Below are 25,327 nucleotides of genomic sequence, written 5' to 3'. Positions count from 1 at the left end.
GTCGCCGGCAAGTTTTGTGCGCGTCACTTATTTTTCGTCTCGCTTCGGACCTGCTTGGCAATCCGATCGAGCACCGCATTGACCAGTTTCGGCTCATCTTCATCGAAGAAGGCGTGTGCGATCTCGACATATTCGGAGACGATGACCGCGACGGGTACATCCTTGCGGTCGAGAAGCTCGAAGGTGCCCGCGCGCAGGATGGCGCGAACCGTGCTGTCGAGACGGGAGAGAGCCCAGTCATCCTGCAAAGCCGAAGCGATCAGGGGATCAAGCCTAAGCTGCTCACGTACGACACCGGATACGATCGAGCGGAACCAGGAGGCATCAGCCTTCAGATAGGTTTCACCGTCGAGCTCCTGCCCAAGACGATGCGCCTCGTACTCGGCAACGATCTCCAGGACTCCCGCGCCGCCAATATCCATCTGATAAAGTGCCTGAACAGCTGCAAGCCTCGCCGCCCCGCGCTGGTTTGCGGTCTTCGCCGGTCGCTCGACATCCTGCTTGCTCATTGCTCAGGCACCCAGTTTCTTCTTCAGTTCGATCATCGTCAGCGCCGCGCGTGCGGCGAAGCCGCCTTTGTCCTTTTCCGAACGGCGGGCACGCACCCAGGCCTGTTCGTCATTCTCGACCGTGAGAATGCCATTGCCGATCGCCAGCGACTCGCTGACGGCAAGATCCATCAGCGCCCGTGAAGACTCGTTCGAGACAATATCGAAGTGATAGGTCTCGCCGCGGATGACCATGCCAAGGGCGACGAATCCATCATACTCCGTTCCGCCGTTATCCGCACCGTCGAGCGCCATGGCGATTGCTGCGGGAATTTCCAGCGCGCCTGGAACAGTGATAACGTCATAGGTGGCACCTGCTTCCTCCAGCGCAAATTTGGCGCCGTCGAGAAGGGCGTCGGCCATGTCGTCATAGAAGCGAGCTTCGACGATTAGGATATGCGGGCTGGAAGAGCTGGACATACGTCACCTTCGTGAGAGGAAGAAGATCGGCACCGGCCGGATTGGCGGCGGTCAAACCACGCCATTGCCGGATTGGCAAGCGCTTTTCACGCATTTCGGCCATTCACAGGCAGAATTTCTTGTCGGGCAGGCATTCTACGCAAGAAGGACTGCAATATCGCGGTGCATGCCATCGTCAACGCCGAGGAGGCCGCTGACGGCAGCATCATCTTCTGCATCAACTGACGTCCTACCCCGGCTCCGGACGCTTGCGCCCGAAGCCGGCTGTTTCTGAATTGGAAGCCAATTTGGAGCGGCATTCTTCCGAGGCGGCGTTCCTTTGCGACAAGGATATCGGGGGGTGGAAAAGCCAAGAGCCTGTTTTCAGAATACAGTTTTGGGCGCGGCCGCCGGAAATTCCGAAAGCCTTGCAGCATAGCGCGCCATCGTATCGACCTCGAAATTGACGAAGTCTCCCTGCCGGCGCTCGCCCCAGGTGGTAACCTCAAGCGTGTGGCGGATGAGCAAAACGTCAAAATCGGTACCGTCCACGGCATTGACGGTCAGCGATGTCCCATCGAGCGCGATCGAGCCCTTGGGGGCAACAAAGCGAGCCAGGTGCTCAGGCGCGCGGAGGCGGAAGCGCGTCGCATCGCCTTCCGCCGTCACCGACAAGATCTCAGCCTTGCCATCGACATGGCCGGAGACGATATGACCGCCGAGCTCATCGCCGATCTTCAGGGAGCGCTCCAGATTGACGTGTGTTCCGGACTGCCACGTACCGATTGTCGTCAGCCGCAGCGCCTCCTCCCAGGCCTCCACCTCGAACCAACGATCATTGCTGCCGAGTTCCGGCAAGCCCGTCACCGTCAGACAGATGCCGGAATGGGAGATCGAAGCGCCCATATCGATCGACTTCGGATCGTAGTTCGTCGCGATGCGCAGCTTGATACCTTCCTTGAGAGCGGAGACGGATTCGACCGTGCCGATATCGGTGACAATTCCGGTAAACATCAAGAGCCTCTTTCAAACTCGTCGCAAATATCATCGCCGAACACGAAGGTGCGGAAATGTGCAAAACCGGACGGCATATCGTTCTTCTTAACCGGCGATTCAATACCACCCTCGCCGATCACACCCGGTCCCTGAAACAGCAGAATGCGATCGACGAGATCGGCATCGAGGAAAGCCCGCGCCGTCCTTGCGCCGCCCTCAACCAGGAGCGACGACACTCCGCGAGAGGCGAGCGCCGGAAGCAGATCATCGAGATGCTGAGGACTGCACTGCACGACCTCTACTCCGACTTCGTCCAGCGCAGCACGCCGTGCGAGAAATGCCTCGTCAGGATTGTTGTCGAAATGTGGCGGCTCCCCGGCGACGGCTATCACCGGTACCTGCCGTGCCGTTTTCACGAGTTTGCTCGCAAGCGGCAATTCCAATCGATCGTCGATCACGATCCTGATCGGAGAGCGGTCTTCAAGGCCTGGAATGCGGCACGTCAGTTCCGGATCGTCGGCGGTTGCGGTGCCGATGCCAACGAGGATCGCATCAGTTTCTGCCCGCAACACCTGCACCTGAGAACGGGAGACGTCACCAGTGATGCGCACTTGGCCCTCGCCCTTACGGCCGATCATTCCATCGGCAGAAACAGCAATCTTCAGGGTAACATACGGCCGGTTCTTCACCTGACGTGTGAGATAGCCTGCAAGCGCCCTTCTGCCTTCTTCCTCCAGGACGCCCGTCTCGACTTCAAGACCGGCGTCCCGCAGCATGGCGATGCCCCGGCCGGAAACGCGGGAATCTGGATCCGTGACGCTGATGACGACACGCCCGACACCATAGGCGATCAAGGCCTCGGCGCAAGGCGGCGTCTTGCCGTGATGGGAACAGGGTTCGAGTGTTACATAGGCGGTCGCGCCGCGCGCCCGTTCGCCGGCTTCTGCAAGCGCCTGCGGCTCGGCATGGGGGCGGCCACCGAGCGCCGTCACCGCGCGGCCGACAATGGTGCCGTCCTTGACGATCAGACAACCGACGGAAGGATTGGTGGAGGTCAGGCCGGTGTGCCAGCGCGCGAGACGGATCGCCGCGGCCATGAAACGTTCATCTTCAGGCCGGATGGTCATCGATCAGCCATCCAGGGGATCGCGACCGATCTTAGCGTTGATTTCCGATATCACCTTCTCGAAATCCTCCGCGTGAGAGAAATCGCGATAGACCGAAGCATAGCGCACGAAGGCGACATCATCGAGGCTCTTCAGCGCTTCCAGCACCTGCAGGCCGATTTCTTCGGAACTGATTTCGGTCTCGCCCGAGCTCTCCAGGCGGCGAACGATGCCCGAGACCGCGCGCTCGATGCGATCCCGGTCGACGGGACGCTTGCGCAGAGCGATCTCGAAGGAACGCACCAGTTTTTCACGATCGAACGGTACTTTGCGGCCGGTCTTTTTGATGACCGTCAGCTCGCGCAGCTGCACGCGCTCGAAGGTGGTGAACCTGCCGCCGCAATCTGGACAAATGCGCCGCCGGCGGATGGACGTATTGTCCTCCGCCGGACGGGAATCCTTGACCTGCGTATCTTCAGAGCCGCAAAAAGGGCAGCGCATCGCCTCTCCTCAGCCCATGTAGCCATACATGGAGAAGCGATCGGTGAGCTTGACAACCTTGTCACGGACGGCAGCTTCGACAGCAGCGTTGCCCTCGTCTGAATTGGCGACCTTGAGGCCATCAAGCACTTCGACGATGAGATTGCCGATCTCGCGGAATTCCGCCTCCTTGAAACCGCGGGTAGTGCCGGCCGGTGCGCCGAGACGAACGCCGGAGGTGACGAAGGGCTTTTCTGGATCGAAGGGGATGCCGTTCTTGTTGCAGGTAATATAGGCGCGGCCGAGGGCTGCTTCCGCACGCTTGCCGGTCGCGTTCTTCTTGCGCAGATCCACCAGCATCAAATGGTTGTCCGTGCCGCCGGAGACCACGTCAAGACCGCCGGCAATCAGCGTTTCGGCGAGTGCCTTGGCATTCTTGACGATCTGGGCCGCATAATCCTTGAATTCCGGTGTCAGCGCCTCGCCGAGAGCCACGGCCTTTGCGGCGATGACATGCATCAGCGGACCGCCCTGGAGACCGGGGAAGACGGCCGAATTGAGCTTCTTTGCCAGGTCCTCGTCATTCGTCAGGATCATGCCGCCGCGCGGACCGCGCAGAGACTTGTGCGTCGTGGTGGTGGCGACGTGGCAATGCGGGAAAGGCGACGGATGGACGCCACCGGCCACGAGACCGGCGATATGGGCCATATCGACCATGAGATAGGCGCCGACGCTGTCCGCAATCTCGCGGAAACGCTTCCAGTCCCAGATGCGCGAATAGGCGGTGCCGCCGGCGATGATGAGCTTCGGCCGGTGCTCTTCCGCCTTGCGGGCGACCTCGTCCATGTCGAGCAGATTGTCGCCTTCCCGCACGCCGTAGGAGACGACGTTGAACCACTTGCCGGACATGTTGACCGGCGAACCGTGCGTGAGGTGACCGCCCGAGTTGAGATCGAGGCCCATGAAGGTATCGCCCGGCTGCAGCAGCGCCAGGAAGACCGCCTGATTCATCTGGGAGCCGGAATTCGGCTGCACATTGGCGAAACCGACGCCGAAGAGCTTCTTGGCCCGCTCGATCGCAAGTTCCTCCGCGATATCGACGAACTGGCAGCCGCCATAGTAGCGCTTGCCCGGATAGCCCTCCGCATACTTGTTCGTCATGACGGAGCCCTGGGCTTCCAGAACCGCACGCGAAACGATGTTTTCCGAGGCGATGAGCTCGATTTCATGCCGTTGACGGCCGAGTTCCTTCTGGATGGCGCCGAAAATTTCCGGATCGGTATCAGCCAGTGAACGGTTGAAAAAGGGCTCTGTCGAAGCATTTGTCATGGGCGGGCTCCTCAGCTGGAATGCGCGACGGTTCTAGCGTTCCAGTCGTCCAAGAGCAATACGATGCGCGACATTTGCTGCGCGTTCTACGGTGGGGACTAAATACAACAAGACCGCGCCCTCATCAGGCGCGGTCCGCAAAGCGTAAGAAAACTAATCAGGCTTACTGAACCGGCTGCTCCATACCGGACGTCGTGTCGAGCGCCAGTTCCGCGTTGCCATCGAGCTGATAGATATCGTCGCGGAACTGCACGACGCCATCCGGCATGCCCCAGGCCGAAATATAAACGAAATAGACCGGAATTTCCTCGGCCAGCTTGATCGGCGTGTTGACGCGGCTGGCAATGACCTGCTCCATCTGCTGGCGCGACCAGCTTGGCGTTTCGCGCAGCAACCAGGTCGACAGGTCGCGCACGTTCTGGACGCGAACACAGCCGGACGATTCGAAACGCATCAGCTTGTTGAACAGGCCCTGCTGCGGCGTGTCGTGCATATAGACGGCGTATTCATTGTGGAAGTTGATCTTCGTGGAGGCCATGGCGTTGATCTTGCCGGGATCCTGCCGGAACATCAGGTTCGGTGCCTTTTCGGCGTTCCAGTCCACCGTTTCCGGCGCAACCTCGTTGCCCTGGCCATCGAAAAGACGAATGCTGTTGCGCTCCAGATAGGTCGGATCCTTGCGCATTAGCGGCATGATGTCCTTTTCGACGATCGAGCGCGGTGCGGTCCAGTAGGGGTTGAGGATCACCTCGTAGATCTTGGAATTGAGGATCGGCGTCGGACGGGTGATGCGGCCAACAATCGCGGTGTTGCGAAGCGCCACCTGTCCATCCTCGATCGCTTCGATGTAGGCCGCCGGAATATTGACCATCACATGACGGCGACCCAGATCTTCAGGGAAGGTCTGCAGGCGAACCAGGTTGGTGTTGAGCTGCTGCAGGCGGACCTCCGCCGGGATGTTCATCGCCTTGACGGTGAACTCGCCGATGACGCCGTCGGCGGGAAGGCCGTGACGGGCCTGGAAGCGCTTGACGGCGCCATCCACATAGGAGTCGAAGGCGCTCGACATACCTGCTTCCTGCGGCAGATCGCCGGAGATCGCAAGCCGTTGGCGCAACGTCTGAACAGCAGGATCGGTAACGCCGAGTTGCAGACGCTGCGTCGAATTGATCTGCGGCCAGCCGCCGGCCGAGGCGATCTGCTGATATTGCATGATCGCCTGCTGGATGCTGGGCACGGACTGAGAACTGAGGATCGGCGTGTTGGAAACGACGGCGCTCGCCGTGCGGGAGGCAGCCTTGGCGTCGAACTGATCGTCCCAATTGCCGCGGCGGGGCGCATTGATCAGCGCATCGAGAGCGGATTGCGCAAAGGCCGGCGCCGCCAGGGCGGTCGCACCGATCGTTGTCGCGGACCGCAGGAAGGAGCGGCGCGAGAGAGCTTCAATTCCGTTTTTCTTCGACATTTTTCCTACCGTTGAACGCCGCAACTAATTCACTGGTGCAGCAATTGCGAAGCACTGCCAATAACGCAGTTCCCTATCAATTCGTTGCCTCGACGCACTACAGAATTCTCGCGCAGGGGCATCACAAAGTTGCGAGCCGAAAGCGCGGCACAACGAACAAATATCCTGAGAGCGCTGGTTGCCGTCCATTTCCGCTGCCACGTCAATATGGCCAATTCGTGTCGCTTGCCACGATGTCCACCGATGACAGAAGCATGTCAGGACAACCACCACTGGTAACTACACGATCATCGTTAATAGCGGCTAAAAAACGGCTTGAATACCGCTATGGGCTCATCCTTCGCATGCGTTGCAAAGAAGACACGCGGGATGTGGACGGGAAAAGCCGGGCACGCAGGGAGCGCCCGGCTTTTTCAAACCCGAAGGAGGCTTCGGAATATCAGAGACGATACAAGATCTGGTCGTTCCAGAAGCGGTCCAGGCGCTGCAGGAGCTTGTTCATCTGGTTGAATTCGTCGGTGCCGATACCGCCGACCTTGTCGATCGAAACGATGTGACGCTCATAAAGCCGGGCGACCGTTTCGGCGATATCCTGGCCAGTCTCCGTCAGGCTGATGCGGACCGAGCGACGGTCGATGCGCGAGCGCTGATGGTTGATGAAGCCGAGGTCGACGAGCTTCTTGACGTTATAGGAGACGTTCGAGCCGAGATAGTAGCCGCGGGAACGCAGCTCACCGGCGGTCAGCTCGGAATTGCCGATGTTGAAGAGAAGGAGCGCCTGAACGGCGTTGACGTCACTGCGGCCCTGACGGTCGAATTCGTCCTTGATGACGTCGAGAAGACGGCGATGCAGACGCTCGACGAGATGAAGGGATTCCATATAGAGATTACGGATGTCCTGATCCTGCTGGTCACGGACGCCTGCAACGGCCTGCGGCTTGATTTTCGTATTCATGATGACTGCCTCACTGTTTTGTTTGGCGGTGTTGGTTTTTCTTCCCGCCTTGAGTGAGACCCTATCGAATACACATAAAATTCTACTTAAAACGCAGCCTTAACAGCGCCTTACCAGAGAGCGTCGTTGTATCATGGTAAATCAATCATCACGCTATCGCGCTGACGCCGCTTCTCGAGCCACAGCGCGGCCCGGAATGCAGCATAGAGCAGCGCGACTACACTGTGCAGTATCAGGATCAATTGGTTATGACCGAAGATCTCAGGCCAGACGCCGTACATCAGGACCTGACCGCCCGCAGCCAGCACCCACATGACGGGTCCCCAGGACACCGTAAGCCAGAGACCGAGCGAGGCGACTGGAAAGATGACGGCGAGCCCGGCGCCCGCCACTTTCCACGGCAGCGTCAGGAGATCGAACCGACCGCCGCCGCCGAGCGAATAGCCGACAAGCATCGCCCAGTACTGGAGACCGAACCAGAAACAGGACACGGCAATCAGCCGCATGAAGAGGATGAACAGAATCCCTATCAGTGTCCGTTTCGGCATCGTTGGAGAATCAATATCCATGTCCCAGACAATAAGTATGCCGCCCTCCCCTCGCCAGAGGGATAGTGCGGCTGCGGCCTTTCGACCGTTTTGAATTGACGAGATGGCATGATAATGACGCTGCCATAAAAAGAAAGCAGACAAGGAATGACGGGCCATGCAGGACAAGACGCATCTCGTTGACGAAATCACCGGACACCGCCGGATGCGGCGCAACCGCAAGGCCGACTGGACGCGCCGGCTCGTGCAGGAAAACCGGCTGACGGTCGACGATCTGATCTGGCCGATCTTCATCATTCCCGGCAGCGGCATCGTCGAGCCGATCCCTGCCATGCCCGGCGTCAGTCGCTTGAGCGTGGACAAGGCGGTAGAAGCCGCCAGGGAAGCGGCCGACCTCGGCGTACCGGCGCTCGCGACATTTCCCAATATAGAGATGGGGCTGCGCGACGAGACCGGATCCAACAGTCTCGAGGAGAACAATCTCATCAATGCCGCCTCTCGGGCGATCAAGAAGGCGGTTCCGAACATCGGCGTCATCACCGACGTCGCGCTCGATCCCTTCACCAGTCACGGTCACGACGGCATCCTCAGGGGCGGCGAGATCGTCAATGACGAGACGGTCGAGCAGGTCGCACGTGCGGCCGTCATGCAAGCCGATGCCGGCGCCGACATCATCGCCCCCTCCGAAATGATGGACGGCCGCATCGGTGCGATCCGACGGGCGCTCGATGCGGCGGGGCACCAGAATGTCGGCATCATGAGCTATGCCACCAAGTTCGCCTCGGCCTTCTATGGCCCCTATCGGGAGGCAATCGGTACCGGCGGTCTCCTGAAGGGCGACAAGAAGACCTATTACATCGATCCGGCCAACGGCACCGAGGCGCTGCGCGATGCCGCGCTCGATGTCGAGGAAGGGGCCGACATGCTGATGGTCAAGCCCGGCCTTCCCTACCTCGACATCTGTTGGCGGATGAAGGAGGCCTTCGGCCTGCCGACCTTCGCCTATCAGGTCTCCGGCGAATACAGCCAGATCAAGGCGGCTGCGATGAACGGCTGGATCGATGGCGAGCGGGTCATGATGGAAACACTGCTCGCCTTCAAGCGTGCCGGCTGCGACGGTATCCTCACCTATTTCGCGCCGGAGGTGGCGAAACTGCTGGCGAAAAGAGGCTGACGACGGGGGAAATCGTTGTATTTGCCCCAGCCGTTACCATATCATCTGCCTAGAGCCGGATGATTTCAGGTCGAATCGACCTGAAATCTGAATCCGTCTCTAAATCAAAAGTGAGAGCGGGATGTCACCCGAAAACCGCGCACACTTTTCGGCATCCCGCTCTAAATTCTTCAAAGGAGCAGCCAGATGAGCCTGAACCCAAACCCGCTTTATGCCGCACCGGACGACTGGCGCGCTTATAGCGGCGTGCTGAGCCGGCGCGTCTTCGCCTTTCTCGTCGATTACGTGATCGTGCTGTTGCTCTGCATTCCTGCGGCGATTGTCGTCTTCTTCCTCGGGATCGTAACGCTGGGGCTCGGATTCTTTCTCTATCCGATCCTGTTCATCATCGTCGCGGCACTCTATTTCGGCCTGACCCTCGGCGGCCCGAACCAGGCGTCCCTGGGAATGCGGGCCATGGGACTTGCGATGGTAAGGCTCGACGGCCAGCCCATGGATTTCCTGATCGCCATCGTGCACCTGGCGCTGTTCTGGATCCTGAACTCGGTCCTGACACCGCTCATCCTGCTGGCGGGCCTATTTATCGAGCGCAGCAGGCTCATCCACGACCTCCTTCTGGGAACCGTCGTCATCCGTACGGCCTGAAGGTCAGTTCGCGACTGCGTCTCAAATTCACAGCCCGTCGCCCGTGACAGGATTTTTACGCCGCCCCCTAAAAATCAGGGCTTTTGAGGCCAAAGGCGCAGTTGACGTTTTTCAATCTTTGGCCATGCTTATAAAGTAAAGCCGAGCGGCGGAGGAAAGGATTGATCAGCGGCAAATGAACACGCAGTCGACGCCATCTCCGCAGTTTTACCTGACGGCTCCGGCTGCCTGCCCGTATCTGCCGCATGAGATGGAACGCAAGGTGTTTACGCATCTTGTCGGACCGCGTGCGCCGGAGATGAACGACATCCTGACGCAGGGCGGTTTTCGCCGTTCCCAGAATATCGCCTACCGGCCGGCATGCGAGTCCTGCCGCGCCTGCGTGTCAGTTCGGATCCTTGCCCAGGAGTTCCAACCGACCCGCTCCATGAGACGGGTGCTCGCGGCCAACAGCGATGTTGTGGCCACCGAATACCCTGCGCAGCCCTCCAGTGAACAATATTCCCTCTTCCGCCGCTATCTCGACTACCGCCACCAACAGGGCGGCATGTCGGACATGACCGTGCTCGACTATGCGATCATGGTCGAGGATACGCATGTCAACACGCACATCATCGAGTACCGGCGTCGCGAGGAAGGATCCGCCTTCCAGGAACGGCCGAAAGGCGAATTGCTGGCCGCGGCCCTGACCGATACGATGAGCGACGGCCTGTCGATGGTTTATTCCTATTTCAATCCGTCTCTCGACAAGCGCTCCCTCGGAACGTTCATGATTCTCGATCATGTCGAACGCGCCCGCACCCTCGGGCTCCCCCACGTCTATCTCGGATACTGGGTCAAGGGCTCGCGCAAGATGGACTACAAGACGCGTTTCCAGCCGCAGGAACATCTGACCGCACGCGGATGGGAGCGCTTTGAGCTGGACGACGAGGGCTCCGGCTAGATTATCATGGTCTTTCCCTCCCTTTCCCCGCACAGGAAAGGCCTGTTGCTGACGTAGATCGGCGGCCTTGCCCTCTCGGCTGACATTCCGCTCATCCGCCTGGCCGACGGCAGCGTCTGGACCATCCTTGGCGTTCGCGGACTTGCCACCGTGGTTGCAATGGCGGCAATCATGGCAATCCTGCGCCTCTTTTGGCGCGCGCGACCCGTTCTGATACCAGGCTGGTATGGCGTGATCGCTTTCTGCCTCTACGGTCTTTCTACGCTTACCTTCCTCGCAGCCATCTATCATACGGCTGCGGCAAACGTCGTCTTCATCCTTGCCTTCAATCCGATGTTCGCCGCGCTGCTCTCCTGGGTCTTTCTTGCCGAACGGCCCTCGACATCAACTCTGATCACAATGGCCGTCATGATGTCGGTGTTGGTCTCATCGTCCAGGGCGGCATTGCGAGCGGACACTTCTTCGGCGATGCTATCGCCCTGTTCTCCGCGCTGGTGCTTGCCTCGGCCATTACCGTCAGCCGCGCATCGCGGCGCGACATGGGATTCGTTTCGATGCTGTCGGCGCTCATACCTGCGGCGATCGGCCTCTACCAGGTGCAATCCACCGGGTTTCATCTGGAAAATCCAGTCTGGATACTCGTCGATGGCGCCATCATGATGCCGGTCGCGTTCTGGTGCCTTGCGACGGGCCCGCGCTATCTCTCCGCGCCGGAAGTCGGCATGTTCTATCTGCTCGAAACGATTCTGGCGCCTATCTGGGTCTGGTTGATCTTCTCCGAGGCTCCGAGCCACGTGACGCTGACCGGCGGTCTGATCCTCATCCTCGCTCTGATCGCTCATTCTCTCTGGCAAGCCCGAGTGAATGCCGGCCGTGTAAAGAACGCAGCATAATTCCAGATTCCAGATGTCCTCTTGATGCCACGATCAGCCGGTCGAGTGCATCGAATTTTTACAATGCGTCTCGTCCGGCAAGGCAATGTTAACTTTGACTTCACACCAGCCGTTCACCGGTCGTGGTGTAAAGAGTGGTTCTGCCTATGAAACCGACGTTCCCTTACGTCCCGCCCAGCGACGCGCCCGATGCCGACGAAATACAACACACTCGAAGGTCTGAGATTCATATCGAGCGTTATGATCGTTCTGACGCATTACGTACCCTACACGCTCGCCGACCAGACAGAGCTGAATTGGACCAGCAGTTTTTCCTATGCCGTCGACCTGTTTTTCGTCATTTCCGGCATCGTCATCGCCCATGTCTACGGGACGGATTGGGACCTGCGTCGAGACTATGGCTCCTTCCTTAAGAACCGCATCGCCCGCATCTATCCGCTGCATCTAGCGACCCTGCTGTTCTATGTCGTGATCGGATGCCTGGTCATCGGCGGTATCCTCAATGCCGCCAATGCCGACAAGTATAATTTTGCCGACCTGATCCCGAATCTCCTGCTTGTCCATGCCTGGGGTTTCGCTCAGGGTTTCAGCTTCAATTATGTCAGCTGGTCCGTGAGCGCCGAATTCTTCGTCTATCTGCTCTTTCCGCTTGTCCTGTGGCTGATGACGCGCGGCAATAGAGTTTCATTGACCGTTCTGGCCGCTCTTTTCGTCTCCGCGTGGTTTGCTGCTCTCATCATCGCCGGGCGACCGCTCCCTCTTCTGACCTGGGACTATTCGATCCTCAGGGCACTGCCGGCGTTTTCCCTTGGCGTCTGGCTGCAAATGCGGTGCCCGGCAAATTCCCTTGGAAAGTTCGCACCTTGGCTATTTCATGGCCTGCTCATCGCCGCCGCCGTGGCACTTCTCACGCATCAGGGGCCGCTACTCTGCTTGTTTCTCGTCTATGGCGTCGCAGCGACCGGGTTCCTGTGCGATCGGACGAACATGCCGACCATCGCCTCCTGGGCTCCTCTACGAGAGCGAGGCGAATTGACCTACTCCATCTACATGCTGCATCCGCTCGTGGCGACGGTGCTGTTCTCGGTTCTTGCGCCGCGCCTTCTGGGCGATGTCACTATACCGGTCGTCGCTGCAGGTCTTGTGGCGACCTACGTCGCCGCCGTCATTTCACTACGCTACTTTGAAATGCCGATGCGTCAGGCGATAAAACACGGTCTGTTCCGTCGCCATCAGCCCGCATGATCGGGCCGACCGTCATCCCGAAAACTTGCCGCTGCGCGGGAACCCTTTCGGAACAGTGCGTCCAGCAGAAGCGCGGTCGCCGAGCCATTCGGCAAGCTCGTCCTTCGTCTTGGTGAAGCTGCGCCCGGCGCTATCTTCCCAGACGAGACCATCGACCATGGCAAAGCAGCGGATATCCGATACGCCGCCATCCTTGTAGCGTTGCAGGCGCACACCCTTGCCGCGCGACATTTCCGGGATCTGCGCGAGGGGGAAGACCAGCAGTTTGCGGTTTTCGCCGACAACGGCGACATGATCGCCTTGAACCGGAACGATCAGCTTCGTCTCATCCGGCAAGGAGACATTCATGATCTGCTTGCCCTTGCGGGTATTGGCTGCCATTTCCGCTTCCGGCACAACAAAGCCGTTACCGGCCGTCGAAACCACCAGCATCTTGCGGGCCGGATCGTGAACGAACGCCGTCAGCACGTCCTGGTCGCTCTCCATGTCGACCATGATGCGCAGCGGTTCACCATGGCCGCGTCCGCCGGGGAGCTTGTCGCCACCGAGCGTGAAGACCTTGCCGCCCGTGGTGAGAATGAGAATCTTGTCAGTCGTCTGTGCCGGGAATGCCACCTTCGGCCCGTCGCCTTCCTTGAAGGTCAGGGTCGACGTATCGGAGATGTGGCCCTTGAGCGCACGGATCCAGCCTTTTTCGGAGACGACGACGGTGATCGGCTCCTTCTCGATCATCGCCTGCTGAATGGCTTCGACGTCGGCATCCGGCGCTTCAGCAAATTGCGTGCGGCGCCGGCCGATGTCGGTCGCCTTGGCGAACTTCTTCTTTACCTCGCCGATTTCCCAGGCGACTGTCTGCCACTGCTTCTCATCCGAGGCAAGCAGCGCCTCGATATCGGCTTTCTCCTTGGTAAGATCGTCGAACTCCTTGCGGATTTCGAATTCCTCGAGCTTGCGCAGAGAGCGCAGCCGCATGTTGAGGATCGCCTCGACCTGATTGTCGGTGAGTCCGAAGCGCGCCATCATCACCGGCTTGGGTTCGTCCTCCTCTCGGATGATCCGGATCACCTCGTCGATATTGAGGTAGGCGATGAGCAGGCCGCCGAGGATTTCCAGCCGCCTTTCGATCGCGGCCAGCCGGAAGCGCGAACGGCGCAGTAGAACTTCGCGGCGATGATCGAGCCACTCCTTGAGCACTTCGTTCAACGCCATGACGCGCGGAATGCGGCCGAGCGAGAGCACGTTCATGTTCAGCGGGAACCGGCTTTCGAGCTCAGTCAGCTTAAACATGGATTCCATCAGGATCGTGGGATCGACCGTCCTGCTCTTCGGGACGAGAACGACGCGAATATCCTCGGCCGACTCGTCCCGAATATCCTCGAGCAACGGCAGCTTGCGGGCGATCAGCAGCTCGGCGATCTTCTCGATCAGCCGCGACTTCTGCACCTGGAACGGAATCTCGGTGACGATGATCTGATAGCCACCGCGGCCGAGATCCTCGGTCTCCCATTTGGCGCGGACACGGAAGCCGCCGCGACCCGTCTTGTAGCTTTCGATGATGCTCTGACGGTCATCGATGACGATGCCGCCCGTCGGGAAATCCGGCCCGGGAATGAATTGCTCCACCAGGGTTTCAACGGAGGTGTCCGGATGCTTGATCAGGTGCAGCGCGGCATCGCAAAGCTCATGGACATTGTGCGACGGGATCGAGGTCGCCATGCCGACGGCGATGCCGGAGGAGCCGTTGGCGAGCAGATTGGGGAAAGCGCCCGGCAGGACGATCGGCTCGGAATTCGACTCGTCATAGGTATCGCGGAAATCCACCGCATCCTGGTCGATGCCTTCGAGCAGCAACTCGGAGACCGTCGTCATCTTGGATTCGGTGTAACGCATGGCGGCGGGACTGTCGCCGTCGATATTGCCGAAATTGCCCTGTCCGTTGACAAGCGGATAGCGCTGCGAGAAATCCTGCGCCAGGCGCGCCAGCGCGTCATAAATCGACTGGTCGCCATGCGGGTGATAATTACCCATCACCTCGCCGACGATCTTGGCGCATTTCCTGAAAGCGGCATTCGGGCGCAAGCCCATCTCGCTCATGGCATAGACGATGCGACGATGAACCGGCTTCAGACCATCACGAACATCGGGCAGCGCCCGATGCATGATCGTCGAAAGCGCATAGGCCAGATAGCGCTCCTCGAGCGCTGCCTTCAGGTCAACCGGATGAATGCTGTCGTCGTCTCCGCCGGCGGGCGGCAAAATTTCTTGTCCCATGGCCCTTGACTAGCGGAGAATGCGATTCCCGGCAAGGAAACCAATGGATCGCGTTGTGGATGACCGCGTCAGCGAAAAAAACGCTGCCTCGTTTTCTTCATAAGGCCAATGGCGGTTTTATTCGTTTTTTACTCTCATCGGAAATTTTGAAAGACATAAATATATACTAGTCCTAATCGCACATTAGATTTGCCGCCTAAATTCTAGACACTGCAACAAAGGACCCCCACATGACATTTCACCGGACCACCCGGCTCATGCTCTCTGGCGCAGCGTTTCTGTCGCTTGCAGGCAGTGCCTTTGCGCTCGACGGTGCCGATCTGCTAAAGAAGATCAATGCAGCCTACAATCTTCAAGGCGGAACTCTCGCTGCCGCAAACATCGATGTCTCGGGAACGACAGTCACGCTGAAGGGAACGACCTTCATGCCGAATGGCGGCGCTAATGCCATTGCGCTCGGCGATGTGACGCTGACCGGCGTCGAAGAACAGGCCGACGGCGGATATCACGTCGATCAGGTTGCTTTCCCTGACGTCAACATGACGAACGAAGGCCTCACCGTCACCGCGCAGGAGCTCACGCTCAGAGGAATGACCGTGCCTGCAAATGCCAGTGGCGACACTCTCGATTCGCTCCTGATGTATGAGAGTGGCCATGCGGGTCCCGTCAGAATTGTCAAGGACGGCGAGGAAGTTTTCTCAATCGGCGAAAGCCTGTTAACAGTAACGCCGCGTGACAATAAGTCGGGCGTCGACTTCGATGGGGGCTTCAGGGATGTGAAGGCCGATTTGACGAAAGCCGGCGACCCGCAGAGCAAAGAGGCGATCGAGAAGCTCGCGCTTCAGCATCTCGATGGCGAACTCACCATGAAGGGTGGATGGGAGGTTGGTTCCGGTACGATGGACCTCTCGGAATTCGCCTTCGACTTCAACAATGTCGGCCGGCTCAACATGGCCTTTAATCTCTCCGGCTATACGTTGCAGTTCCTTCGGTCGATGCAGGATGCGGTAAAGGCTTCCGAGGCCAATCCGAACAAGGAACAAGCGCAGCAGGCTCTTGGCTTGGCGATACTCGGCCTGACGCAGCAGCTCAACTTCATCAGCGCTCAGATCCGTTTCGAAGATGCCTCGATCACCAATCGGGTGCTCGACTATGCCGGCTCGCAGCAGGGCATGTCCGGAAAGCAGTTTGCCAATTCCTTGAAGGCGATGACGCCGATCATGCTGGCGCAGCTCAACATTCCGGAGCTTCAGAAAGCCGTCTCAGCGGCGGTCAATACCTATCTGGACGACCCGAAGAGCTTTACAATCAGCGCTGCCCCGGAAAAGCCGGTCCCGTTTCCGATGATCATGGGCGCGGCAATGGGCGCTCCCAACACGCTGCCACAGGTGCTAGGCGTCAAGGTTACCGCCAACAACTGAGCTTTCGTCCGCAAATCAAAAACCCGGCGATTTTGTTCGCCGGGTTTATTGTCTCAAGAGAGGATAAATCTCAATCCTTCTTCTGCGGCGGAATCGGGCGGATCGCCAGTTCGCGCAGTTGCGTCGGCGTTGCCGGCGACGGTGCACCCATCAGCAGGTCCTGAGCCTGCTGGTTCATCGGGAACAGCGAAATCTCGCGCAGGTTCTTGGCGCCCGCAAGCAGCATGACGATACGGTCGATACCGAAAGCCGCGCCACCATGCGGCGGGGCGCCGTACTGGAACGCGCGATAAAGACCGCCGAACTGCTCCTCGACTTCCTGACGCGACTTGCCGGTCAGTTCAAAGGCCTTGACCATGACCTCCGGGAGTTGATTTCGGATCGAACCGGAGGCGATCTCAAAGCCGTTGCACACCATATCGTACTGGAACGCCTTGATCGTGAGCGGCTCCTGGCTTTCCAGCGCCCGAAGGCCACCCTGCGGCATGGAGAAGGGATTATGCGCGAAGTCGATCTTCTTTTCTTCCTCGAGCCACTCGTAGAAGGGAAAGTCGACGATCCAGCAAAGCTCGAAGCGGTCGCGGTCGATCAGGTTCAACTCGTCGGCAGCGCGGTTGCGCGCTTCGCCCGCGAATTTGTAGAACTTCTCCGGCTCGCCGGCGACGAAGAAGCAGGCGTCGCCATCATCAAGGGCGAGCTGTATGCGGATCGCTTCCGTACGTTCTTCGCCGATATTCTTGGCGAGCGGGCCTGCACCTTCCAGCTTGTCGCCTTCCTTGCGCCAGAAGATGTAGCCGAGGCCCGGCTGGCCCTGGCTCTGCGCCCAGGCATTCATGCGATCGCAGAAGGCTCTCGAACCGCCGGTCTTGGCGGGGATGCCCCAGACTTCGACCTTCGGGTTGGAGGCAATCATGTTTGCGAAGACTTTGAAACCGGAGCCGGCGAAATGCTCGGTGACCGATTCCATGACGATCGGGTTGCGCAGGTCCGGCTTGTCGGAGCCGTACATGCGGACGGCGTCATCAAAAGGTATGCGACGGAACTTCTGCGAGACTGGCTTGCCGTCCGCGAATTCTTCGAAGATGCCGCGAATGACGGGTTCCAGCGTGTCCCAGATATCCTCCTGCTCGACGAAGCTCATTTCGAGGTCGAGCTGGTAGAATTCGCCCGGCAGGCGATCAGCACGCGGGTCCTCGTCACGGAAGCACGGCGCAATCTGAAAATATCGATCGAAGCCGGCCACCATCAGGAGCTGCTTGTACAGCTGCGGCGCCTGCGGCAACGCGTAGAAATTGCCGGGATGAATGCGGCTCGGAACCAGGAAGTCGCGGGCTCCTTCCGGCGAGGAGGCCGTGAGGATCGGGGTGGCGTATTCGGTGAAGCCGACCTGAGTCATCTCGCGGCGCATCGCAGCGATTATCTGCGTGCGCTTGACGATGTTCTTATGCAGCGTCTCGCGGCGAAGATCGAGGAAGCGGTACTTAAGACGGACATCTTCCGGATAGTCGGGCTCGCCGAAGACCGGCAGCGGCAATTCCTTGGCGGCGGAAAGGATCTCTATCTCCTGAGCATAAAGCTCGATCTCGCCCGTCGGCATGTTCTTGTTTATGGTGTCGTCGGTGCGGGCCTTCACGAGACCGTCGATGCGGATCACCCATTCGCCACGCACAGTTTCTGCAATCTTGAAGGCCGGGGAATCCGGGTCGGCAACGACTTGTGTAACGCCGTAATGGTCACGCAGGTCGATAAACAGCACGCCGCCGTGATCGCGGACGCGATGAACCCAGCCGGAAAGGCGGACGGTCGACCCGACATCGGATTTGCGCAGAGCGGCGCATGTGTGGCTGCGATAGCGATGCATTTTATCAATCCCGGATTCGGTAAACGGCAGCGGGCGGAAAACGCCTCGCCTGCCGATAGGAAAATCGGGCGGAAAAGCGCATGGCCGGCCCGATTTGTCAAGGCTCGGACAAACAGCGTCGCGTTTTAAGCTGTTTTTGCGGCTTAGGTTTGGCTAGAAAGACAACCTGCCTCGGAGGCGCCGATTCAGGCGTCACCCGCATTCAGGTCCTGCCTCATGAGCCATATACGGCCGCTCATCCCCCTTCTTGTGACCGCCGGTATCCTGATCGGCGGCAACGGCCTGCAGTCGACCTTCATTTCACTGCGAGCCTTACGGGAAGGTTTTTCCCCCTCGACGATCGGTCTCGTCGGCGCGGGCTATAATATCGGCTTTGCTATCGGCTGCATCTACGTGACCCGCATCATCCGTTCGATCGGCCATATCAGGACATTTTCCGCGCTCGCGGCCATCGCCTCGGCGGCCTCTATCGCCATGGTCCTGCTTATCGATCCCGCCTTCTGGTGCGCGATGCGCCTCATCCAGGGCGTCTGCTTCGCGGGGCTTTTCGCTGTCGTCGAGAGCTGGCTGAATGCACGTGTCACCAACGCCAACCGAGCTCGGACACTCTCCATATACCGCTTCGTCGACCTCGGCTCGGTGACACTCGCTCAATATCTCATTCCGGCCGTCGGCATCGAGGGTTTCCAGCTCTTTGCCATCATCTCGATGGCGCTGACGCTCTCGCTTGTGCCTATCTCCCTGACCGATCGGTCGAGCCCCGGTGCGCCGGAAGCGATCCGCTTCGATGTCAAGGCTCTCTGGAACATCTCGCCTCTCGCCACGATCGGATGCATCGTCGTCGGGCTCACAAACTCCGTCTTCCGCTCACTGGGGCCTGTCTATGCCGAGGGCATCGGCCTTTCGGTGACGGCGATCGCCACCTTCATGAGCATCGGGATTTTCGCCGGCGTCGTGCTGCAATATCCGCTCGGCGCATACTCGGACAAGCTCGATCGTCGATTGATTATCCTGGTTTCAGCCCTCGGGTCGCTCGCGGCCTGTCTCTTCCTCGCCTTGCTGGCGGGCGGCAACGAATGGCTCAATTTCGCCGGCATTTTCGTCTTCGGCGCCTTCGCCATGCCGCTTTACTCATTGTGCTCTGCGCATGCCAACGATCACGCCGCTCCCGGACAGCATGCCCTGGTTTCAGCGGGAACGTTGTTCTTCTGGTCGCTGGGCGCCGTCATCGGTCCGCTCTTTGCATCCTTCATGCTGGATATCTTCGGACCGCGTATACTATTTACCTACATGACGGTCGTGCTCTTCCTCTTCATCCTCTACACGCTGCAACGCATGACGGTGCGAGAAGGCGTGCCCGCCGAGGCCAGAACCATGCGGTTCCGCAATCTGCTCAGGACCTCGACCTTCTTCAACAAGCTCGCCGCACCGCCTCCGGAGAAGAATGACTGATCTGCCTGCGGCAGTTTGGGCGATTGCCGAGTATTGATGAAAAGAAAAGTCAACTTTAAAAGGAAGGCACGTCACCATAGCCGGAATCTGCCATGCCCGTCCTTAGTCGCCGCAACCTGCTGAAAGCCTCCGCTGTCGCCGGCGCCTATGGAGTCGGGCTCGGAATCGCCGGAAAGTTCCGGTTGGCGGAGGCAGCACCTGAACCTCAGGTTCTGAAGGCTGTCACGACGGAGGCACGCATCGCCGATGCGGGCCCGACCAAAGACGTGATGAGCTACGGCGCCGATGGCATGCCGCCAACGCTGCGGATGAAGCAGGGCATACCCTATTCGGCGCGGCTGACGAACACCCTTGCCGAACCGACGACAGTGCATTGGCATGGGCTTCGCATCGACAACAAGATGGATGGAGTCCCGTTTCTGACGCAGCCCTATGTCTATACCGGCGATAATTTCGATTATACCTTCACGCCACCCGATGCCGGCACCTTCTGGTATCATCCGCATTGCAATACCTTGACCCAGATGGGGCACGGCATGACCGGGCTTCTCATCGTCGAGGCCGCGGGCGACCCGCAGTTCGATTCCGAAATCGCCCTCAACCTGCGCGACTGGCGGCTTGGCGGCGACGGGCAGTTCATCGCCCAGTTCCGTCCGAGAGATGCGGCCAAGTCTGGCACCTACGGCACGGTGCGCACCGCCAACTGGCTACGGGAACCCCAATATGATGCGCCGGCTGGCGGGCTTATCCGGTTGCGGATCGCGGTCACCGACGTGACACGCATCTTCTCGCTCAAGATGGAGGGTGCGGAAGCGTCCGTGATCGCGATCGACGGCAATCCGGTGCCGAAGCGTTTCCCGCTCGATCTCCTGCTGCTCGGTCCCGGGCAGAGGCTCGATCTCGCCATGCGCATGCCAGACAGCGAAGGCTCCGTCGCCGTCCTCGAAGATATTCGCGGCACTAGGCCGACCACGATCGCCAGCTTTCGGGCGGTTGGCGGCTCGCTTCGACATGATCTCGGCGACCTTGGTCCGCTGGCTGAAAACCCCGTTGCCAAGGCGGATTTCTCCACGGCCAAACGGATCCCGCTCGTTCTCAGCGCGACTGCGGAAAACGCAGCGACCGACAGCATCTGCGGCTCGCTCGGCTACAGTTTCTGGTCTATCAACCAGAGGCCCTGGCCCGGCGACACGCCGGATCCGACCGCGCCTCTTGCCGAGCTCAAGCTCGGCAAGAGCTACGTGATCAACATGGAAAACGTGACGCCGCACACGCATCCCATCCATCTGCATGGAATGAGTTTCACGGTCCTTTCCTCGTCGACGCGCGAAGTGATGCCGCTTGTCTCCGACACCTATCTGATTCAGCCGGACGAAAAGGTGCAACTCGCCTTTGTTGCCGACAATCCGGGCGATTGGCTGCTGCATTGCCACATCATCGAGCACCAGAAGACAGGCATGACGTGTTATTTCAGGGTTACGTGAGAAGACCTGCCCCGACGATACGTGGAGAACGGCAACGCCACGTTCGTACCGACAAATCCGCCCGACTGTCGCGCCCATAGCCCCGCCGGCCGCGCTTCGCTCAGTATCGTTATATCCATGTCGCAGATATGGTGACTGCAACAGAGAGTGAGCAAATTTGCTGCCGAACAAGACGGAAGTACAGCATCGTATTGACATACCGGGCCGAAAGGAGAAGGAAGATTTAAGTAACTGCATTCTCTGACGAACGAATTGATATGATCGAAACCACTGCTGGATTGGAGGCGGCCTGCGCCGAGCTGGCCAAATCGGAATTCATTACCATCGATACCGAGTTCCTTCGCGAGACGACCTTCTGGCCGGAACTCTGCCTCATTCAAATGGCAAGCCCGACAACAGAAGTGTTGGTCGATCCTCTGGCCAAGGGCATCGATCTCAAACCTTTCTTCGATCTGATGGCCAATCCGGCCGTCCTAAAGGTCTTCCACGCGGCGCGGCAGGATATCGAAATCATCTTCAACCGCGGCAATCTCATCCCGCATCCGATCTTCGACACCCAGGTCGCCGCCATGGTCTGCGGCTTTGGCGATTCAGTCTCCTACGATCAGCTCGTCAGTCGTATCAAGAGCGTGCACATCGACAAGTCTTCGCGCTTCACCGACTGGAGCCGCCGCCCCCTTTCGGACAAGCAACTTGAATATGCGCTCGCCGACGTCACCCATCTGCGCGATGTCTACCTAGCGCTGAGAACGCAGCTCGAGCGCGAGGGCCGAGCCTCGTGGCTGTCGGAAGAAATGGATGTCCTGGAAGCGCGGGAGACATACGACCTCCATCCGGACGATGCCTGGCAGCGTCTGAAGATGCGGCTGCGCAAGCCGCAGGAACTGGCCATCCTCAAATATGTCGCCGCTTGGCGCGAACGGGAGGCGCGGGCCCGCAACGTTCCGCGCTCACGCGTGCTGAAAGACGACGCAATCTATGAAATCGCGCAGCAGCAGCCGAAGGATGCCGAGGCCCTCGGCCGATTGCGAACGATTCCAAAGGGATGGGAGCGTTCGGCTGCGGGTACAGCCGTATTGGAAGCGGTCAACACCGCCCTGGCTCTGCCCAAGGCGGAGATGCCGCACGTGCCCCGCCCCGCACAGGCGCCCGAGGGAACGGCGGCAGCGGCCGAGCTCCTGAAGGTGCTGTTGAAGCTCATTTCAGAGAAGCATGGTGTGGCCGCGAAAGTGATCGCCAACAGCGAGGATCTCGACAGGATCGCAGCCGACGGCGAGAGGGCCGATGTTCCCGCCTTGCACGGCTGGCGGCGCGATCTGTTCGGCGAGACCGCGCTTCAGCTGATCCAGGGCCAGGTCGCGCTACGCTTCGTCGGCAAGAAGGTCGAGACAGTAACCCTTTGAAGAGATCGCCGCTTCAAAAGCACTACAGCGCCCCGCGTCGATGCGACGTGCAAAGGATGCTGTAGAACTTTAAATCTGCTGCATAATTTTACCTTAAATCAATGTCGATTTAAGGAATTATGCAGCGGACCCGGATCTTGCGCTCGGAAGAATGGCCCGGCGTGATTTCGAGGCAAGAAGGAGCGGAATGAAGGAAATATTTCCGGCACAAAACTGGCTCCTGATCGCGATCTTCGTCGGCGGAAGCGGTGTGCTCTATGACATGCTCTTTTTTGCATCGGGCACGCCCATCGTCGGAGCAATTTTCGCGCTTTTCATCGCCATGCCGATGCTTGCCTACGAACGGGAAGTGCTGTTCAGAGGCCTGTACCGACGCATTCAGAAGCTTGGGACCTTTTCGTTCATCGTTGCCGAGCTTCTCGTCTATATCATTATCATGAATGTGGGCTTCACGCTCGCCGGCACTCTGACGTCGGGGCTCGGACTCCTGCCGTCGGCGTACTGGACCGATCTGATCGGCATGCCGTTTGACGTGTTCCTCTATTCGCTGGCCGTCTGCTCGATGGTCATTTTCTTTTTGCGCGTCCGCGAATTGCTTGGCCGCGACATCTTCGTCAGCATGCTGATGAACCGCTATCGCAACCCGGTGAACGAGGATCGTATTTTCCTGTTCATCGATCTAGCCGACTCGACGGCTTTCGCCGAAAAATTCGGAGACTTGCGCACACAGGAATTTCTGAGTTCGCTCTTTTCCGCCTTCGCCGAACCTGTCCGGCGCCACAAGGGAGCGATCGACGACTATGTCGGCGATGCGGCAATCATAACGTGGCCGCTTTCAAGGGGGATCGAAGACGCGCGTTGCGTCCGTTGCGTGTTCGACATCCTGGACGAGATCGAGGCGAATGCCGAAAGCTGGCAGCGAAACTATGGCCAGGTGCCGCGCCTGCGCGCTGCACTTCATGGCGGCCCGATCATCACGGCGGAAATCGGCGTGGATCATCACAAGATCACCTATTTTGGCGATACGGTGAATACGACTTCCCGGCTCGAATCCCTGTGCCGAGCATTGGGCAGACCGATCCTTATTTCCTTAGAGCTTGCCCAGCGCATGAAGCTTCCGGACGATATTCAAGCCGAGGATCTTGGCAGTCATGCCGTAAAAGGACGTGGGCAAACACTCGGCGTCGTCGCACTGAGTTCGTGCTCTTCAAAAAGCCACGCTCGCCTTGCCTGATAGATCCTCGGGGGCGTCATCAAAGCTTCATCGAAACGTCAAGCAACCGATTTGGTCGCCTGTTAAGCGGGAACCCTTCGCCAATCCGCAACAGCAGGTGACACGATGAAAAAGTATTTTCTTGCTTCAGTAGCCCTTTTTATTCTGACAGCTTCGGCCTCCGCCGAAGAAAAGTCATTTCCCGCAAAACTCGTCAGCCAGGCCATCCTTCCGGCCAACACCATCGTTCCCGCTCCGGCCGATGCGCCCGATTTTCTCAAGACTTCCGGCAAGTTTACCACGCCTGATCGTCGTCGCACCGATGCCCTCGGCACCGTGCCGGGTAAGGATGGCGCCCGCGTCACCGACCTGAAGCTTCCGCTTGATGGTCAACCGATCCAGGGCTTCTCGGGCATCAAGACCATGCCGGACGGCACCTTCTGGACGCTCTCCGACAACGGCTTCGGTTCGAAACTGAATTCGAGCGATGCCATGCTGTTCCTCCACCAGCTCAAGTTCGACTGGGACAATGGAAAGGTCGAGGTCGTCAAGAACCTGTTCCTTTCGGATCCGAACAAGAAGGCGCCCTTCCCGATCGTCATGGAAGGCGCGAATACGCGCTACCTGACCGGTGCCGACTTCGACGTCGAATCGGTGCAGCCCGTTGCCGACGGCTTCTGGCTCGGCGACGAGTTTGGACCCTACCTCCTGAAGATCGATACCGAAGGCCGGCTGACGGACGTGATTCCGACGACTGTCGACGGCAAGCCGGTTCTTTCGCCGGACAATGCCCTGCTGACGCTCCCGGGAAACCCGACACAGAAGATGCCTGCCTTCAACCTGAAGCGCTCCGGCGGCTTCGAGGGCCTGGCCATGTCGAAGGACGGCACGAAGCTCTATGGCCTGCTCGAAGGCGCGATCTACAAGGATGACAGCCAGATGGAAAGCGTCGACGGCCACACCGCGATCCGCGTCATCGAGTTCGACGTCGCCTCGAAGAGCTGGACCGGCCGCAGCTGGCTCTATCCCTTCGCAGACAAGGGCGTTTCGATCGGCGACTTCAACATGCTGGACGATTCGACCGCTCTCGTCATCGAACGCGACAACGGCGCCGGCACGAAGGACAAGGCCTGCGCGGATCCGAAGCAGCCGAAGCCGGATTGCTTCGAAGCTCCGGCCGAGCTGAAGCGCGTCTACAAGATCGAGTTCAATGATGCCAATGTCGGCAAGGCTGTCCGCAAGATCGGCTACATCGATCTTTTGAAGATCCAGGATCCGGACAACAAGAAGAAGGCCGGCAACGGTCAAGGCTATTACGACATGCCGTTCGTCACGATCGAGAACGTCGACCGGGTGGATGCAACTCACATCATCATCGGCAACGACAACAACCTGCCCTTCTCGGCAGGCCGCGCCGTCGACAAGGCTGACAACAACGAATTCAGCATTCTCGAAGTCGGTGACTTCCTGAACGCGAAGTAAGAAAATCGGGGCCG

General features: G+C 59.2%; 21 protein-coding genes and 1 pseudogene. 11 read left to right on the top strand and 11 right to left on the bottom strand.

The genetic code is table 11. The features are described 5' to 3' along the window. Nucleotides 1–23: 23 nt before the first annotated feature. The 9 genes from nusB to AAE029_RS17260 form a co-directional block, all read right to left on the bottom strand. Entirely contained in the window at nucleotides 24–509 is a 486-nt protein-coding gene (nusB, locus tag AAE029_RS17300; protein ID WP_371074096.1) for a transcription antitermination factor NusB, read from the bottom strand. 3 nt (nucleotides 510–512) lie between these two features. Then, a complete protein-coding gene (locus AAE029_RS17295) occupies nucleotides 513–968 on the bottom strand; it encodes a 6,7-dimethyl-8-ribityllumazine synthase (RefSeq protein ID WP_371074095.1) in 456 nt (151 codons plus the stop codon). Nucleotides 969–1,331: 363 nt separating this feature from the next. Further along, on the bottom strand, nucleotides 1,332–1,961 hold the full coding sequence (locus AAE029_RS17290; RefSeq protein WP_371074094.1) for a riboflavin synthase: 630 nt from the start codon (nucleotides 1,959–1,961) through the stop codon (nucleotides 1,332–1,334). Further along, the gene (gene ribD, locus AAE029_RS17285; protein WP_371074093.1) at nucleotides 1,961–3,070 is read right to left on the bottom strand and encodes a bifunctional diaminohydroxyphosphoribosylaminopyrimidine deaminase/5-amino-6-(5-phosphoribosylamino)uracil reductase RibD; all 1,110 of its coding nucleotides are present in this window, start codon (nucleotides 3,068–3,070) and stop codon (nucleotides 1,961–1,963) included. The genes AAE029_RS17290 and ribD overlap by 1 nt, the downstream gene beginning before the upstream one ends. 3 nt (nucleotides 3,071–3,073) lie before the next feature. Beyond that, on the bottom strand, nucleotides 3,074–3,550 hold the full coding sequence (gene nrdR, locus AAE029_RS17280; RefSeq protein WP_371074092.1) for a transcriptional regulator NrdR: 477 nt from the start codon (nucleotides 3,548–3,550) through the stop codon (nucleotides 3,074–3,076). A gap of 9 nt (nucleotides 3,551–3,559) precedes the next feature. Further along, nucleotides 3,560–4,858, bottom strand: a complete 1,299-nt coding sequence (gene glyA, locus AAE029_RS17275) for a serine hydroxymethyltransferase (protein ID WP_371074091.1) — start codon at nucleotides 4,856–4,858, stop codon at nucleotides 3,560–3,562. Nucleotides 4,859–5,021: 163 nt separating this feature from the next. Further along, nucleotides 5,022–6,323: a murein L,D-transpeptidase gene (locus tag AAE029_RS17270; RefSeq protein WP_371074090.1), complete on the bottom strand. Its 1,302-nt coding sequence runs from the start codon at nucleotides 6,321–6,323 to the stop codon at nucleotides 5,022–5,024. 439 nt (nucleotides 6,324–6,762) lie between these two features. After that, nucleotides 6,763–7,278, bottom strand: a complete 516-nt coding sequence (ldtR, locus tag AAE029_RS17265; RefSeq protein ID WP_371074089.1) for a transcriptional regulator LdtR — start codon at nucleotides 7,276–7,278, stop codon at nucleotides 6,763–6,765. A 131-nt stretch (nucleotides 7,279–7,409) separates the two neighbouring features. Beyond that, a complete protein-coding gene (locus tag AAE029_RS17260; protein WP_371074088.1) occupies nucleotides 7,410–7,847 on the bottom strand; it encodes a DUF6163 family protein in 438 nt (145 codons plus the stop codon). 136 nt (nucleotides 7,848–7,983) lie between these two features. On the opposite strand from AAE029_RS17260, the gene hemB reads away from it, so the two are divergent. From hemB to AAE029_RS17235, 5 genes and pseudogenes are all read left to right on the top strand, one after another. Then, complete coding sequence (gene hemB / locus AAE029_RS17255; RefSeq protein WP_371074087.1) at nucleotides 7,984–9,000, top strand: porphobilinogen synthase; 1,017 nt, start codon at nucleotides 7,984–7,986, stop codon at nucleotides 8,998–9,000. 186 nt (nucleotides 9,001–9,186) lie between these two features. Beyond that, on the top strand, nucleotides 9,187–9,645 hold the full coding sequence (locus AAE029_RS17250; RefSeq protein WP_371074086.1) for an RDD family protein: 459 nt from the start codon (nucleotides 9,187–9,189) through the stop codon (nucleotides 9,643–9,645). A 175-nt stretch (nucleotides 9,646–9,820) separates the two neighbouring features. Continuing rightward, nucleotides 9,821–10,588 carry an arginyltransferase gene (locus AAE029_RS17245; RefSeq protein WP_371074085.1) on the top strand — a complete coding sequence of 256 codons (768 nt, stop codon included), beginning with the start codon at nucleotides 9,821–9,823 and terminating at the stop codon, nucleotides 10,586–10,588. Nucleotides 10,589–10,645: 57 nt separating this feature from the next. Then, nucleotides 10,646–11,481 (top strand): annotated as a pseudogene (locus tag AAE029_RS17240) (DMT family transporter). A 189-nt stretch (nucleotides 11,482–11,670) separates the two neighbouring features. Then, entirely contained in the window at nucleotides 11,671–12,726 is a 1,056-nt protein-coding gene (locus AAE029_RS17235; RefSeq protein WP_371074084.1) for an acyltransferase family protein, read from the top strand. Between the two features lie 12 nt (nucleotides 12,727–12,738). Here AAE029_RS17235 and parC read toward each other — a convergent pair whose 3' ends face one another. Further along, complete coding sequence (parC, locus tag AAE029_RS17230; RefSeq protein WP_371074083.1) at nucleotides 12,739–14,997, bottom strand: DNA topoisomerase IV subunit A; 2,259 nt, start codon at nucleotides 14,995–14,997, stop codon at nucleotides 12,739–12,741. Between the two features lie 230 nt (nucleotides 14,998–15,227). On the opposite strand from parC, the gene AAE029_RS17225 reads away from it, so the two are divergent. Continuing rightward, entirely contained in the window at nucleotides 15,228–16,418 is a 1,191-nt protein-coding gene (locus tag AAE029_RS17225; RefSeq protein ID WP_371074082.1) for a hypothetical protein, read from the top strand. Between the two features lie 70 nt (nucleotides 16,419–16,488). Here the strand turns inward: AAE029_RS17225 and aspS are convergent, their stop codons facing one another. Then, complete coding sequence (aspS, locus tag AAE029_RS17220) at nucleotides 16,489–18,279, bottom strand: aspartate--tRNA ligase (protein WP_371074081.1); 1,791 nt, start codon at nucleotides 18,277–18,279, stop codon at nucleotides 16,489–16,491. Between the two features lie 216 nt (nucleotides 18,280–18,495). On the opposite strand from aspS, the gene AAE029_RS17215 reads away from it, so the two are divergent. The 5 genes from AAE029_RS17215 (at nucleotide 18,496) to AAE029_RS17195 (ending at nucleotide 25,313) form a co-directional block, all read left to right on the top strand. Beyond that, nucleotides 18,496–19,731, top strand: a complete 1,236-nt coding sequence (locus tag AAE029_RS17215) for an MFS transporter (RefSeq protein WP_371074080.1) — start codon at nucleotides 18,496–18,498, stop codon at nucleotides 19,729–19,731. Nucleotides 19,732–19,823: 92 nt separating this feature from the next. Next, nucleotides 19,824–21,215: a multicopper oxidase family protein gene (locus AAE029_RS17210; RefSeq protein WP_371074079.1), complete on the top strand. Its 1,392-nt coding sequence runs from the start codon at nucleotides 19,824–19,826 to the stop codon at nucleotides 21,213–21,215. 257 nt (nucleotides 21,216–21,472) lie between these two features. Beyond that, nucleotides 21,473–22,618 carry a ribonuclease D gene (gene rnd, locus AAE029_RS17205; protein ID WP_371074078.1) on the top strand — a complete coding sequence of 382 codons (1,146 nt, stop codon included), beginning with the start codon at nucleotides 21,473–21,475 and terminating at the stop codon, nucleotides 22,616–22,618. 187 nt (nucleotides 22,619–22,805) lie between these two features. Next, on the top strand, nucleotides 22,806–23,852 hold the full coding sequence (locus AAE029_RS17200) for an adenylate/guanylate cyclase domain-containing protein (protein ID WP_371074077.1): 1,047 nt from the start codon (nucleotides 22,806–22,808) through the stop codon (nucleotides 23,850–23,852). A gap of 105 nt (nucleotides 23,853–23,957) precedes the next feature. Continuing rightward, nucleotides 23,958–25,313, top strand: a complete 1,356-nt coding sequence (locus tag AAE029_RS17195) for an esterase-like activity of phytase family protein (RefSeq protein WP_371074076.1) — start codon at nucleotides 23,958–23,960, stop codon at nucleotides 25,311–25,313. Nucleotides 25,314–25,327: the final 14 nt, after the last annotated feature.

Origin of the sequence: Sinorhizobium sp. CB7 (assembly GCF_041357635.1) — a bacterium.
Classification (GTDB): Bacteria; Pseudomonadota; Alphaproteobacteria; order Rhizobiales; family Rhizobiaceae; genus Rhizobium.
Note: the sequence above shows the minus strand (reverse complement) of the source record. Positions and strands in the feature narration are given on the sequence as shown.